This is a genomic window from Vibrio sp. HM8-C, assembly GCF_058630515.1.
The window spans coordinates 104,707-119,703 of sequence record NZ_JBMMKS010000014.1 but is presented as its reverse complement, the minus strand read 5'-3'; the positions used below and the strand labels follow the sequence as shown (position 1 = coordinate 119,703).

Sequence of the window (14,997 nt, the reverse complement as noted above, 5' to 3'; positions counted from 1 at the left end):
CTAGTAACAAATGCCATAACTTTGGTATAGAATAGCGACTTTATTCTGAAAGATAGATTAGGAACAATCGGCAATGGCTGAATACGTATATACCATGTCGCGGGTGAGCAAAATCGTCCCGCCTAAGCGTCAAATTCTAAAAGACATCTCTCTAAGTTTCTTCCCAGGTGCCAAAATTGGTGTTTTAGGTCTAAACGGTGCGGGTAAATCTACCCTACTACGTATCATGGCCGGTATCGATAAAGACATCGATGGTGAAGCACGTCCACAACCAGGACTTAAAGTAGGTTATCTACCTCAGGAACCCGTTCTTGATGAATCTAAAACAGTTCGTGAAGTGGTTGAAGAAGCTGTTGCAGATGTTGCTGGCGCACTAAAACGCCTAGATGAAGTTTATGCAGCTTACGCAGACGAAAACGCAGACTTCGATGCTCTTGCAAAAGAGCAAGGTGAGCTAGAATCACTGATTCAAGCTAAAGATGGTCACAACCTAGAAAACGCTCTAGAGCGTGCTGCTAACGCACTTCGTCTACCTGAGTGGAATGCAAAAATTGCTGTTCTATCCGGTGGTGAGCGTCGCCGTGTTGCTATCTGTCGTCTGCTGCTTGAAAAGCCAGACATGCTATTACTCGACGAACCAACCAACCACTTGGATGCAGAGTCGGTAGCTTGGCTAGAACGCTTCCTAGTTGATTACTCGGGTACTGTTGTGGCTATCACGCACGACCGTTACTTCCTAGATAATGCTGCTGGCTGGATTCTGGAACTTGACCGTGGTGAAGGTATTCCATGGCAAGGTAACTATACTTCTTGGCTAGAGCAAAAAGATGAGCGTTTGAAGCAGGAATCTGCACAAGAAAGTGCTCGTCAAAAAACGATCGAGAAAGAACTTGAGTGGGTACGTAAGAACCCTAAAGGTCGTCAGGCAAAATCTAAAGCGCGTATGGCTCGCTTTGAAGAACTACAAAGCGGCGATCACCAAAAACGTAACGAAACTAACGAACTCTTCATCCCGCCAGGTGAGCGTCTAGGTGACAAAGTTCTTGAAGTTCGTAACCTGACTAAGTCATTCGATGATCGTGTACTGATCGATAACTTATCGTTCAGCATGCCTAAAGGTGCGATCGTCGGCATCATCGGTGCTAACGGTGCCGGTAAATCAACATTATTCAAGATGCTAAGTGGCGTTGAACAACCAGATTCAGGTGAAATTGAATTAGGTACAACAGTTAAACTAGCGTCTGTTGATCAGTTCCGTGACAGCATGAACGACAAGAACACTGTGTTCCAAGAGATTTCTGAAGGCGCAGATATTATTAAGATCAACAACTTCGAGATCCCTGCTCGTGCTTACTGTTCTCGCTTCAACTTCAAAGGCGTTGATCAACAGAAAGTAATTGGTGAATTGTCTGGTGGTGAGCGTAACCGTGTGCACTTAGCAAAACTGCTAAAAGCTGGCGGTAACGTACTGTTACTCGACGAACCAACCAACGACCTAGACGTAGAAACACTACGTGCTCTTGAAGAAGCACTACTAGAGTTCCCTGGTTGTGCAATGGTTATCTCACACGACCGTTGGTTCCTAGACCGTATCGCTACACACATTCTAGATTACCGCGATGAAGGTCAAGTGAACTTCTACGAAGGTAACTACACAGAATACATGGAGTGGTTGAAACAAACGCTTGGTGCTCAAGCTGCTGAACCGCACCGTATCAAATACAAACGTATTTCGAAGTAATTGCATAAAATTCAAGGCCGCTTTCATAGCGGCCTTTTTTATCTCGATAGATAATCTCATCCTGAGTGGAATAGCTTCAAGTAGAAAGAAGGATTCGTGAATCAGGTTTCTGTTCAATAGACTATCCTTTGCTATGCTTTTGAGTAGGCTTACTGAGAGATAAACTTATGATTGAACGTCGACGTTTTTCACGCATCATCTATCAAGCACCAGCTACGCTGACTCAAGGCAACTATCAGCTGACAACCTGCATTCAAGATTTATCATTAAAAGGTCTATTGCTATGGGCGGTGGATGAGCCCGAACTCGATACCAACAGCATTGTGGACGTGACCTTTACCCTCCCTGACAGTGATATTTCGATTAACCTCTCAGCAACGCTCATCATGCAAGATGAACGTATTTTGCATCTAAAAATTGACCACATTGATATTGAAAGTGTTGGGCATTTACGTCGCTTAGTTGAATTGAATGTAGGCAGTGATGAACTGCTACACCGCGAACTTGAGCACTTGGTGGATTTAGCTGACTATGTTGATTAGGAGCAGACTAAGCTGATCAATAAAAACTTTTGGTTAATCAATACGAACAAAAAAGCGCTGACTAATAGGCAGCGCTTTTTTAGGTTCTTCTAGTTATTCACTTTAGCTTGAATGAGGACGGTGAATAGAGTCATTCGCTTGTTTCAACAGATTCTGGCTCTCGGTCATAAACTGCTGAGAGTAATCACCAAACCACTGGCTTACCTGCTCAAAGCTTTCAACAAATCCAGCTTTATCTCGGCTTTCAATCAAACTCACGGCTTCACCGAAACTACGTTGGAAACGCTGAATCATTTCAATGTTTTCGTCAGACGATAGAATAATATCGCCGTAAAGATTTGGATCTTGGCCAAACAAACGTCCAACCATTGCCAACTCAAGACGGTAAATTGGCGAGCTTAATTTCAGTAGCTGAGCAAGATTTGGCTTCACTTTAGATAAGTGGTAACCGTAAGCAAATGAAGTAAAGTGGCGTAATGCCTGAATCAACGTCATACCGTGATCATGCTCTTCAGCATCGATATTACACAGGCTCGCTCCCCAAATAGAGAACTGCTTTAGCAGCCATTCATACTGCTCTTTACCACGTCCATCACAGTGAACAATGACCTGTTTCGCCAAGCTAGGTACATCTGGACCAAACATAGGGTGAAGACCAACCACTGCTCCTTTGTGAACCGCCATCATAGCTTTCAAAGGCTTAGATTTGATGGACGTTAAATCACACAAAATGCAATCTTCCGGCAGATTGTTAAGCTTCTCTATCACACCAAGGGTTTTATGAATTGGAACGGTGACCACAACAAGACCAGCATCTTTCAATAACTCATCTGCTTTGCCCCAATCTTGACTGCCAAGAACTTTCACTTGGTAACCAGATAGTTTGAACATACGTCCAAACAATCCACCAAGTTGACCATTACCACCAATGATGACAACTGAACGCAACTCAGGGTTTAAACACTTAAAACCTGAGTCTTTTTCACTGGCATAAGATTCACGCATGGTACGACGAAGAATATCTTCAATTAATTGCGGTGGAACACCTTGCTTCTCTGCTTCTTCACGACGTGAAGCCAGCATTGCCGCCTCACGATCTGGAGCATAAATAGGAAGACCGTGTTGGCTTTTGACCTCACCCACTTTTTCCACCAATGCTAAGCGACGTGCAAGCAGCTCTACCATCTGCTTATCAACAGCATCTATTTGATCACGCAATTCATTCAATTCAACAGCCATGGTTAATCCTTTTTATCCTTTCAGGCGGTTTTCTAGAAACGGAGTCAGCTCTCGGTGAGCTTTACGTAATAGTGCCTCAGTTGAATCCCAATTAATACATGCGTCAGTGATTGAAACGCCGTACTTCATCTCACTAATTGGTAGATCTGAAGACTGATTGCCTTCGTTAATGTGGCTTTCGATCATCAAACCTATGATTGAGCGGTTACCTTCGCGGATTTGGTGAATCGCATCTTCCGCCACAAGAGGCTGACGACGGTAATCTTTACGTGAGTTCGCGTGGCTACAGTCGATCATCAGCGCTGCATCTAGCCCTACTTTTGCTAAATCTTCTTCGCACTCAGCCACTGAGACTGAATCATAGTTGGTTTGCTTACCACCACGTAGAATCACATGACCATTCTCATTGCCTTTTGTTGTGAGTAATGCCACGTTACCTTCACGGTTGATCCCCATGAAACGGTGGCTTGATGATGCAGCCTGCATAGCGTTAATCGCCGTTGAAAGACTACCGTCAGTACCATTTTTAAAACCGATAGGCATTGATAAACCACTTGCCATTTCACGGTGAGTTTGAGATTCCGTGGTGCGCGCGCCAATCGCAGCCCAGCTAAAGGTATCCGCTAGGTATTGTGGGCTAATAGGATCAAGTGCTTCTGTGGCCAATGGAATACTCATCGCAGCCAGATCCACCAGCAATTCACGACCAACATGAAGACCGTGCTCGATATCGAAAGTGCCATCAAGATGTGGGTCGTTAATTAGCCCTTTCCAGCCTACCGTTGTACGTGGTTTTTCGAAGTAAACACGCATAACAATGTAAAGCTGATCGTTCAGCTCTTCTGATAGTGCTTTAAGACGTTTCGCGTACTCTTTCGCCGCCTCCACATCATGGATAGAACAAGGGCCACATACCACTAACAAACGATGATCGCGTTTATGGATAATATCTGCGATAGTTTGACGAGATTCACGAATGAAGCGGCGGCTATCATCACTTAAAGGTAATTTCGCTTTTAACGCGTCTGGTGTGATCAATATTTGTTCATCAATTATATTGATATCACTCAATTCACTTTTTTTCATCTCGCTACCTGTATTTAAATCTTTACACTATATTTCTGTACTTAAGTACAAACCGAATAGAACACAACTTAACAGGCTAAAAAAAGAATTCAAGTGTAAATTTAAAAAAACACGTACGTAAATATTTATTTACACAAATAAATTAAGCGCTTTTGGTCACTGAATGCGATTAAAACGTGTTTTATTGCTGATAACTTTCATAAAATACCCTTAATCACAAACCTTTGCTTGATTGGCTGGACTATGGATTTGATCCTTTCTTTACTACAACAGATGTGTGTCTACTTAGTTTTAGCTTACATGTTAAGTAAGACGCCACTCTTTCTTCCGCTGCTTAATATCTCCAGCCGCATTGATCATAAGATAAGTGTCTATGCCCTATTTTCCCTATTTTGCATTATGGGCACCTACTTCGGTCTGCAAATTGATGACGCCATAGCCAATACCCGAGCCATCGGCGCGGTAATGGGAGGTCTGTTCGGTGGACCTGTGGTTGGTTTCTTCGTTGGGCTAACGGGGGGAATTCACCGCTACACTCTAGGTGGTTTTACCGATTTAGCCTGTGCTATTTCCACTACGGCAGAAGGTCTTATTGGTGGTCTGCTACACACCTATTTACTGAGAAACAGTAAAGGGCGACTGGTTTTCAGCCCGAGCATTGTCTTTGCTGTGACTCTGTTTGCTGAAATTATTCAGATGCTGCTGATTCTTATCGTCGCCAAGCCGTTCGATGAAGCCTATGATCTTGTTTCGACTATTGCTGCGCCAATGATCATTGCAAACTCAGTAGGTGCAGCACTATTCATGAGTATCCTACAAGACAGAAAAACCATATTCGAAGAGTATTCAGCCACCTTTTCTCGCAGAGCATTAAACATCGCAGAGCGCTCTGTCGGTATCCTCGCGCAAGGTTTTAACCCTAAAAATGCAGACAAAATTGCGCGAATCGTTTATGAACTGACGAACGTCGGCGCAGTCTCCATTACCGATAGAGAAAAGATTCTCGCTTTCGTCGGTATTGGCGACGACCACCATAAGCCGAATACTCCGATATCCTCTCAAAGCACTCTAGATGCGATTTCAGGCAATGCCATCATCTACCTTGACGGTAAAGAACAACCTTACCAATGTTCGTTATCACCGACCTGTAAGCTAGGCTCGGCACTTATCATTCCTCTTAGAGCGGGTGACAGAGTGATTGGCACCATTAAGCTTTATGAGCCAAAGCGTAAGCTGTTCTCAACCATCAATATGTCTATGGCACAAGGTATCGCTCAGTTACTTTCAAGCCAGATTCTTTATGGTGAGTATCAACAGAAACAGATTCTGCTTTCAAGGGCAGAAATTAAGCTGTTACAAGCACAGATCAATCCGCACTTCCTTTTTAATGCACTCAACACCATTAGTGCGGTGATTCGCAGAGACCCAACTAAGGCTCGTGAACTAATCCAGCACTTGTCGCAGTTTTTCCGTAGTAACTTGAAACAGAATATTGAAACCGTGACACTTCGCGACGAAATCGCCCATGTCAACGCCTACCTGACCATAGAAAAAGCCCGTTTCAGTGACCGACTCGATGTAGAGATTGATATTGATAGCTCCTTGCTAGAACGCAATGTGCCTACTTTTACTTTGCAACCTTTAGTAGAGAACGCAATCAAACACGGTACTTCCAACCTGCTTGAAGATGGCAAAGTTCGCATATACAGCGAGCAGACAGATAATGGTTACAGAGTGGTTGTGGAAGACAACGCAGGCAGCTATCAACCACCTAGTGACGATCATGACGGGTTGGGAATGCAAATAGTCGCCAAACGACTGGCCAATAAATTCGGTGATGACTCAGCTCTGAAAATCGAAGTCGAACCGGGACAATACACACGAATGAGCTTCCTCATTCCCAATCAAGAAAATTCTTAATTTAGAAAAGAAGTAAGGGTTTAGAATGCTTTCAGCACTGGTCATTGACGACGAACTTTTCGCCCGTGAAGAACTAACAGAATTACTTGAAGAGAGCGGCGAAATTAATGTCGTTGGACAAGCGAATAACGCCATTGAAGGCCTTAAGAAAATAAACCAACTGAAACCTGATGTGGTATTCCTTGATATTCAGATGCCTCAAATCACAGGCATTGAAATGTTGAGTATGCTTGACCCTGATACTATGCCCAAAGTTGTGTTCGTTACCGCTTATGACCAATATGCTTTGCAAGCGTTCGAAGACAATGCGTTTGATTACTTACTGAAACCGATTGAAATTGCACGCTTGAATAAAACCATTCAACGTCTGCAACGTAGCACAACTCAGAAACAAGACTACTCACCCATCGCGCCAACCACCTTGGACCAAGTACCATGCATTGGTTTAAACCGCATCGTGATCATTCCAACCACAGAGGTTGAATACGCGTTTACTGATATTAGTGGTGTGCATGTTCAGACCCATAACCAAAGAGCCACCAGCCAACTTACGCTGAAAATATTGGAAGAAAAAACGCAGCTTCTGCGCTGCCATCGCCAGTATTTAATTAATCTCAAAGCGATTAAAGAGATAAAGCTGCTTGAAAATGGATTAGCGGAAATCATTACGCGTTCAGAGCACAAAGTGCCCGTCAGTCGTCGATACTTAAAAGAGCTAAAAGAGAAACTCGGATTTCATTAAAAAAGGCTCCTTATGGAGCCTTTTCTTTGCTGTACAGATCGCATGCTAATTAGCTGTGCTGTTCTATGATTCGTTGCATCGCAGACACAGCTTGCTTCCACTGTTCCGCTGATTTTAAATCTTGATAGCTAAAGTTCTGTTTCTTCAGCAGTTGATTAGCTTGATCAACCTCAACAATCGCTAAGTTATCCAGCACTTCAACGGCAGCTTCACGCTTATTGCACATTAAAATCATGTCGCAGCCTGCATCAAGCGCTTGTTGTGAACGCTCTGCAGGCGATCCCATGATTGCAGCGCCTTCCATACTTAAATCATCAGAGAAGATAATGCCTTTGAATCCCATATCTTGGCGTAAAACCTTTTTCAACCAATAAGGTGAGCCACTAGCAGGCTGGTCATCAAAATGCGGGTAAATAACGTGAGCAGGCATCATGGCATCAAGAATTCCAGCTTCAATCTGAGCTTTAAAAATCGAAATATCATCGCTGATAGCTTCACGCTCATCATAAGGAGTTTCTAAATGAGAATCCGCAATCACCGCACCATGTCCAGGAAAGTGCTTACCTGTTGTCGCCATACCTACAGATTTCATGCCTTGCATAAAAGCACTGCTGTGTTTAAGTACTGTTGCGACATCTTCACCAAACGCACGGTTGCCAATGGCACGACATTCAAAGCCTTTATCAAGCACTGGCGCAAAACTCAAATCGACATCGTGAGCAATCAGCTCCGCAGCCATTAACCATCCACCTTGCTTTGCTAACTCTGCGCCGTTTTCGCACTTCGCATACAATTGAGCGGCTGGGATTTTACTGAAACCTTCGCGAAAACGCTGAACTCGACCACCCTCTTGATCAACACCGATTAAGATAGGACGCTTTGCTGCTTGGCGAATCGCTTTGTTTAATGCCAACAACTGTTGATTGTCGTGGTAATTGCGAGCAAACAATATGACGCCACCAACCGTAGGATGCTGCAAAATTTCTCGATCTTCTGCGGTCAATTCATAGCCTTCCACATCAAGCCATAACGGTCCCATTATTTCTCCTAAGTTCAAAATTTGTCACTGCGAGTGAGGTTATTCAGTTTATTTTTCAATTACAATGAGTTTGTTTAGATATGACGGCGAGATTACATAATGAATGAACGTGAACTGTATATAGGAATTATGTCTGGAACGAGTTTGGATGGTGTCGACACCGCTTTGGTGGCGATACAAGACGATAAAATCGAACTTATTGAGCACGACTTCTTTCCATTTCCTGCAGATCTCAAATCTCGCGTGTTGAATATTTGTATTGGTCAGGCAACTCACTTACCGGAAATTGGCGAGATCGATCATGAGCTTGGTCATCTGTTTGCTGATGCTGCATTGGCTCTGGTTGAGAAATCGAACGTTGATAATCAACAGATTCGAGCTATTGGTAGCCATGGACAAACCGTTTTCCACCAGCCTAATGGAGCCAAGCCATTTACGATGCAACTCGGTGACAGCAACATCATCGCAGCTAAAACGGGCATTACCACCGTTGCAGATTTCAGACGTAAAGATATGGCATTGGGCGGTCAAGGTGCTCCTTTGGTTCCTGCTTTTCACCACACTATTTTCCAAGTTAAAGACTCCTGTGTTGTGGTACTTAATATCGGTGGCATCTCGAACATCTCAGTTCTTAAACCTAATGGTGAAGTAGTTGGCTACGACACAGGTCCGGGCAACATGTTGATGGATTCGTGGTGTCAACTTAACTGGAATGAGAGTTATGACAAAGACGCCTCCAGAGCCAAACAAGGCAAAGTTATACCTGAATTGCTAGAGCATTTTTGCCAAGAATCTTACCTACATGAGCCCGCTCCGAAGAGTACTGGGCGCGAGTTATTTAACATGCCTTGGTTAGAACAACATCTCGAAAACACCCATTACTTACCAGAAGATGTTCTTCGCACTTTGTGTGAATTTACTGCTGTAACAATTTGCGAAGAAGTAGCAAAGTTCACGATCGGGTCACAACCAGAATTGTTAGTCTGTGGCGGTGGAGCGCAAAACCCACTGCTTATGGAACGAATTCAGTCTCTTCTACCAAACTGGGCAGTTGCTCCGACGATGAGTAAAGGGGTGGACAGTAACTACATGGAAGCCATGGCATTTGCATGGCTTGCTCAGCGCAGAATGCATAATTTACCAAGTAATTTGCCGGCGGTTACAGGAGCCTCTCGCCTTGCAAGCTTAGGCGTCGTATACTTTTCGAATTAATATTAGAACTCAAAAATAGCAGTAACCATCACGGCTTAAATTAGAGGTTATTGAGGTGATTAATGGCTAACGACGCACTTTTATCCGCGCTTTCTCATATTGTGTCTAAAGAACAGGAACTGAATGATTTGGAACAGCATTTTCAGTCTCCTAAACCTCATCATAAAACGGTCAATGACCAAGAAAAGTTAAAACGACGTGCAGTTCGAATCGTCATGCAGGCCACAGATTGCGATACTCAAACCGCAGAGTCTTTATTATTGGAATGTGGTTACAGCGCGAAAGTCGCCATTTTGATGCTATTGACTGGTGTGGATGCAGATCTTGCGAAAGAGAAACTCTCGGAGTCTGACGGGGTTCTGCATAAAGTGATTAAAGATCAGTAACTCTTCCCCATTCTTCTTATCTAAAAAGAGCCTCTTTTGAGGCTCTTTTTGTTACATAGTCGTCAATTAAACATTCATACAACCTAAGCTGGAACCCAACTAGGCTTTAATCAATGAGACAACCGTCTCCCCTTCCTTTGGTGCAAATGAGTTTAGGTCAGAACATATTTGCACTCGATTACGAGAATCAACCAAGAACAGTGGCAAAACGTAGCTATCCTGATGTTTCTTTAAGTAATCCTCATAAGTGAAGTTTTCACTTAGTTTCGTGTGTTTAATTTCACCACCCTGATTGATTAAGCTTGCAAGCTTTTTGTAACTGACATCAGCCCCAAGAAAAGACAATCCATGGTATTCCTGTGCGACGACGTGTTTATCTTTAGTATTTCCGTTCACCTTGTCATGCAAACAAAACACCCGTTTATCTCCAAAGTCAGATACAAACTGCATACACGCCATGATGTTGAAGTGTTTATCTGGGCTGAGAGCCACCACATGCCCTATACCAATTAAGTTCAGATACTCATCGGCATGACTTGAAATCGGATTCCCATAGTAGTTCTCTAACCCAGCCATTCTTGCTTGGCGAATATAGTCCCAGTTCGAATCGGTGAGCACGACTCGGCAGTCGTATTTCATAATCGCCAAACCCAACTGGCGGGCGACATCATTAGCTCCAATGATAAGAAAACCTTTCGGTGCAGGCTCAGCCACTTCGAGCGCTAATGCCATCGGCCTTGCCGTAGCACTTTGTAATACGACCGTACCGATGATAACCATAAAGGTAAGTGGAACTAATAACTCAGCTTCCGTCATACCTACAGCGCTAAGCTTAATTGCAAACAGTGACGAAATAGACGCAGCCACAATACCTCGCGGTGCTACCCATGCAAGAAAGAGTTTTTCTTTAAATGCTAAGCTGCTGCGCAAGGTTGAAAGCAATATTGAAACCGGACGGGAAACAAACTGCATCACCGCAAACAGCAACAGTGCGCTCCAGCCCAATGTGGTGAAGTCATTCAATTGAATACGAGCTGCCAGTAAAATAAACAGTCCGGTAATCAACAATATGGTGAGGTTTTCTTTGAAATGTAAAATATGGCGGATATTCACATCCTTGGCGTTCGCAAGCCACATCCCCATCACAGTAACAGTTAGCAGACCTGACTCAGATTCAATGTGGTTTGAGAATGCAAATATACCCAACACGACACTAAGAACGGCAAACGGCTGAAGGTATTCCGGAATGAGCCCTTTTCGAAGTACATACGCAACAGCAGCGCCAGATAGCACGCCAAATGCTAAGCCAACGCCAATAATTAAAGCAAAGACCTGAAGACTATGAGCTTCGCTGCTTGAGACGATGAACTCGTACACCATGACAACGAAAAGCGCACCTAAAGGATCTATCAAGATGCCTTCCCAGCGCAGGATGTTCGACAGACGAGTGTTAGGTCTCACCGTTCGCAGCAAAGGAACAATGACCGTTGGGCCAGTCACAACCGTCAAGCTACCAAAGAGAAAAGCAAGCGGCCAATCAAACCCAAGTAAGGCGTGAACCGCAAAAGAGGTGATCGCCCATGAGATAAAAGCACCAATGGAGACAATACTCCAAACGGTGTTACTGACACCTCGTATCTCTTTAAAATTGAGCGTTAAGCTGCCTTCAAACAAGATGACGGCAACCGCTAATGAGATAAGTGGGAATAGCAGTTCACCTAACAGTTGCTGAGGTACCAAAACTCCCGTCAATGGGCCAGCAACAATACCAGCCAACAATAAAAATAAAATGGCTGGCAAGCGTAAGCGCCAAGCCAACCACTGACAAAACAGCCCAACTACACCAACACTGGCTAAGGCTAAAGCGAGTGATTCATCGTGCATCGAGGTACCTCAACATCCCAAAACTAATCAGTAACAAAGGATAAAGGAACAAAACTTCCGTTAGTTGTTGTACTCACTCCAGCCACGTTGCCATTCCATACGAAATTGCTGAGCTTGATCAGTTCCTTCACACACGCCTTCGTAATACTGGCCACTCACACCAATCTGGTAAGCAAAGTTAGGATTACAATATTCCGCGATACCTGCCGAATAACCATTTTCGTAATCAGACTCTTGAACATCGCCCAATTCAGATAAGGTTTTGTAGGAACGTTGAGAGTGCCCAATCATTCCATCCTGATAACCGATTTGATACCAATTGCCCTCTTTTGCTAGTTCGCTGTCGCTCGCCGCACAGCCAAAGAGTCCTAACACCGCCAACATCATTATTGTTTTTTTCATTATTTACCTTCACTTAGCCAAAATTCTTTAGCTCTTTAGGTATACCACTGATTGGTCATTCTTTCCTGTTAAATCAGCAAACTGAACCACTTAACCTTTTTAAGAGACCTCTTACAAACATCAGAAACCGCTTATTTACATCAGAAACCACTTAATTCTCTATTTGACCACTCACTAGGAAAGCGAATGTTTCTGGCCTAGCAACCGATTACTATGCAAATTGAGCTTATTTCATAATCCAATAACAAAGGACAATCGCTATGTTGTGGTTCCTAACCTGTGTAGCAGCACTGCTAGCTGGATATTTCGTCTACGGTGCTATCGTAGAGAAAATCTTCGGTATTAACGAAAAACGTAAAACCCCTGCCCATACTAAAGCTGACGGTGTCGACTATGTTCGTATGTCAACGCCGAAAGTTTACCTTGTTCAACTATTAAACATCGCTGGTGTTGGTCCAATCTTTGGTCCAATCATGGGTGCTCTATACGGCCCAGCGGCAATGCTATGGATTGTTGTTGGTTGTGTGTTCGCAGGTGCGGTTCACGACTACTTCTCAGGCATGCTTTCAATCCGTAACGGTGGTGCTTCAGTTCCAACCATGACAGGTCGTTACTTAGGCAATGGCGCAAAACACTTTATGAACATCTTTGCCATTGTTCTACTACTTCTTGTTGGTGTGGTATTCGTATCAGCGCCTGCTGGCATGATCACTAACCTAATCAACCAACAAACAGGTCTGACTGTAAGCATGAGCACTATGGTTGTGATCATTTTTGCTTACTACATTCTTGCTACTATCGTTCCTGTAGATAAAATCATTGGTCGCTTCTACCCACTATTCGGCGCACTACTGATTTTCATGTCTGTAGGTCTGATTACAGCTATCGCATTCTCCAGCGAACACCAAATCCTAGGTGGCTTTGAACCAAGCGACATGTTCAGCAACCTGAACCCTAAAGATATGCCTTTATGGCCAGCACTATTCATCACAATCGCTTGTGGTGCAATCTCTGGTTTCCACGCAACTCAGTCTCCACTAATGGCTCGTTGTATTGAGAACGAAACTAACGGTCGTTTCGTATTCTACGGAGCAATGATCGGTGAAGGTATCATCGCCCTAATCTGGTGTGCTATCGCTCTATCATTCTTCGACTCTCTTGAAGGTCTTCAAGCTGCAGTTGCTAACGGTGGCCCAGGTAACGTTGTTTACAGCGCATCATTCGGTCTACTAGGTGTATTCGGCGGGGTCATCGCTTTCCTAGGTGTAGTAATTCTACCAATCACTTCTGGTGACACTGCATTCCGTTCAAGCCGTCTGATTCTTGCTGAATACTTCAACATGGAACAGAAAACGCTACGTAACCGTCTATTTATGGCGCTACCTCTATTCGTTATCGGTGGCATCCTGACTCAAGTAGACTTCGGTATCATCTGGCGTTACTTCGGTTTTGCAAACCAAACAACAGCAGTAATGATGCTGTGGACAGCTTCTGCATACCTACTACGTCACAACAAGTTCCACTGGATCACTACAGTTCCAGCGGCCTTCATGACTGCTGTATGTATTACCTTTATCCTGAACAACGGTACGCTAGGATTTGGTCAATCAATGCAACTATCAACTATCATTGGTGTTGTAGCGGCTCTAGCAATTACGGCTTACGTAATCAAAATCTCTAAAGGTAAAGGCGATACAGAGTACGCTGACGAAGAGAAACCATCAGGCGTGACTGAAACTGTTTAATTCTGATAAACAACGTTTTTGTAGAAATTAAGAAGGGCTCCGATTGGAGCCCTTCTTTTTTGTTCAACGAAAGTGAAAACAGTGAGAAAAGAGATTAATCAATCTGCTTAATCTGTAACTCTTTTGGCACTTCGAAGAACATATTTTCTTCACGACCTAGCACTTCTTCCACTGAAGTCGCACCAAGTTCTTTAATACGATCGATAATTTGGTTAACCAACTCTTCTGGTGCTGAAGCTCCAGCCGTCACACCCACTTTGCTCTTACCGTCAAACCATTCTGAATGCACATCTTCAGGACAATCGGTTAGATATCCCGGAGTACCCAGCTTTTCAGCCAACTCTTTTAGACGTGTTGAGTTTGATGAGTTTTTGGAGCCAACGACGATCATCACATCCACTTCGCTTGCAAGAACACGCACAGCATCCTGACGATTTTGAGTCGCGTAGCAAATATCATCTTTACGTGGTCCCTGAATATCAGGGAAAACTTCACGCAGTTTATCGATAACATCAGCGGTTTCATCAACAGATAACGTGGTCTGGCTTACATAGTGTAGATGAGTTGGGTCTTTCACTTTATCAAGCAAAACAACCACATCTTCTGGTTTCTCAACCAGATACATACCGCCTTTATCACTGGCATATTGCCCCATAGTACCTTCAACTTCAGGATGCCCCGCATGGCCAATTAACACCACTTCCATATGTTTACGACTCGCGCGAGCCACTTCCATATGAACTTTGGTTACCAATGGACATGTTGCATCGAACACCGTCAAGTCACGCTCTTTCGCTTCTAACCGCACCGCTTGAGACACACCATGAGCAGAGAAGATCACAATGTTGTTATCCGGAACTTCATGCAGCTCTTCAACAAAAATCGCGCCACGCTGCTTTAGCCCTTCAACCACAAAACGGTTGTGGACGACTTCATGACGAACATAGATAGGTGGCTGATACATTTCTAATGCACGCTCTACAATGCTGATGGCACGATCAACACCAGCGCAGAAGCCGCGAGGGTTAGCTAACAGTATTTTCATGTTGTTGCTCATGG

The 14,997-nt window shown here is 43.9% G+C and carries 13 protein-coding genes; 7 read left to right on the top strand and 6 right to left on the bottom strand.

What is annotated here, in order from left to right; genetic code table 11:
• Nucleotides 1–73: 73 nt before the first annotated feature.
• Nucleotides 74–1,741, top strand: coding sequence for an energy-dependent translational throttle protein EttA (ettA, locus tag ACOSVQ_RS15935; protein ID WP_491983487.1), 1,668 nt, complete (start codon nt 74–76; stop codon nt 1,739–1,741).
• A gap of 167 nt (nt 1,742–1,908) precedes the next feature.
• Complete coding sequence (locus tag ACOSVQ_RS15930; protein WP_491983486.1) at nt 1,909–2,283, top strand: PilZ domain-containing protein; 375 nt, start codon at nt 1,909–1,911, stop codon at nt 2,281–2,283.
• Between the two features lie 102 nt (nt 2,284–2,385).
• Here the strand turns inward: ACOSVQ_RS15930 and tyrA are convergent, their stop codons facing one another.
• Together tyrA and ACOSVQ_RS15920 are read right to left on the bottom strand one after the other, a co-directional pair.
• The gene (gene tyrA / locus ACOSVQ_RS15925; protein WP_491983485.1) at nt 2,386–3,522 is read right to left on the bottom strand and encodes a bifunctional chorismate mutase/prephenate dehydrogenase; all 1,137 of its coding nucleotides are present in this window, start codon (nt 3,520–3,522) and stop codon (nt 2,386–2,388) included.
• Between the two features lie 12 nt (nt 3,523–3,534).
• Complete coding sequence (locus ACOSVQ_RS15920) at nt 3,535–4,608, bottom strand: 3-deoxy-7-phosphoheptulonate synthase (protein ID WP_491983484.1); 1,074 nt, start codon at nt 4,606–4,608, stop codon at nt 3,535–3,537.
• 243 nt (nt 4,609–4,851) lie between these two features.
• Between ACOSVQ_RS15920 and ACOSVQ_RS15915 the strand changes: the two genes are divergently transcribed.
• Both ACOSVQ_RS15915 and btsR read left to right on the top strand, forming a co-directional pair.
• A complete protein-coding gene (locus ACOSVQ_RS15915) occupies nt 4,852–6,528 on the top strand; it encodes a LytS/YhcK type 5TM receptor domain-containing protein (RefSeq protein WP_491983483.1) in 1,677 nt (558 codons plus the stop codon).
• Between the two features lie 25 nt (nt 6,529–6,553).
• Nucleotides 6,554–7,270, top strand: a complete 717-nt coding sequence (btsR, locus tag ACOSVQ_RS15910; protein WP_491983482.1) for a two-component system response regulator BtsR — start codon at nt 6,554–6,556, stop codon at nt 7,268–7,270.
• 49 nt (nt 7,271–7,319) lie between these two features.
• On the opposite strand, the gene nagZ is transcribed toward btsR, so the two are convergent.
• Nucleotides 7,320–8,309 (bottom strand): beta-N-acetylhexosaminidase, encoded by a 990-nt coding sequence (gene nagZ, locus ACOSVQ_RS15905; protein ID WP_491983481.1) that lies wholly within the window; start codon nt 8,307–8,309, stop codon nt 7,320–7,322.
• A 99-nt stretch (nt 8,310–8,408) separates the two neighbouring features.
• On the opposite strand from nagZ, the gene ACOSVQ_RS15900 reads away from it, so the two are divergent.
• On the top strand, nt 8,409–9,521 hold the full coding sequence (locus tag ACOSVQ_RS15900) for an anhydro-N-acetylmuramic acid kinase (RefSeq protein WP_491983480.1): 1,113 nt from the start codon (nt 8,409–8,411) through the stop codon (nt 9,519–9,521).
• Nucleotides 9,522–9,583: 62 nt separating this feature from the next.
• Nucleotides 9,584–9,907 carry a hypothetical protein gene (locus tag ACOSVQ_RS15895; RefSeq protein ID WP_491983479.1) on the top strand — a complete coding sequence of 108 codons (324 nt, stop codon included), beginning with the start codon at nt 9,584–9,586 and terminating at the stop codon, nt 9,905–9,907.
• Between the two features lie 99 nt (nt 9,908–10,006).
• Here ACOSVQ_RS15895 and ACOSVQ_RS15890 read toward each other — a convergent pair whose 3' ends face one another.
• Nucleotides 10,007–11,791: a cation:proton antiporter gene (locus tag ACOSVQ_RS15890; RefSeq protein WP_491983478.1), complete on the bottom strand. Its 1,785-nt coding sequence runs from the start codon at nt 11,789–11,791 to the stop codon at nt 10,007–10,009.
• A gap of 60 nt (nt 11,792–11,851) precedes the next feature.
• On the bottom strand, nt 11,852–12,193 hold the full coding sequence (locus tag ACOSVQ_RS15885; RefSeq protein ID WP_491983477.1) for a DUF2799 domain-containing protein: 342 nt from the start codon (nt 12,191–12,193) through the stop codon (nt 11,852–11,854).
• Between the two features lie 260 nt (nt 12,194–12,453).
• On the opposite strand from ACOSVQ_RS15885, the gene ACOSVQ_RS15880 reads away from it, so the two are divergent.
• Entirely contained in the window at nt 12,454–13,938 is a 1,485-nt protein-coding gene (locus ACOSVQ_RS15880; protein WP_491983476.1) for a carbon starvation CstA family protein, read from the top strand.
• Nucleotides 13,939–14,032: 94 nt separating this feature from the next.
• Here ACOSVQ_RS15880 and ispH read toward each other — a convergent pair whose 3' ends face one another.
• Nucleotides 14,033–14,995 carry a 4-hydroxy-3-methylbut-2-enyl diphosphate reductase gene (gene ispH / locus ACOSVQ_RS15875; protein ID WP_491983475.1) on the bottom strand — a complete coding sequence of 321 codons (963 nt, stop codon included), beginning with the start codon at nt 14,993–14,995 and terminating at the stop codon, nt 14,033–14,035.
• Nucleotides 14,996–14,997 lie beyond the last annotated feature (2 nt).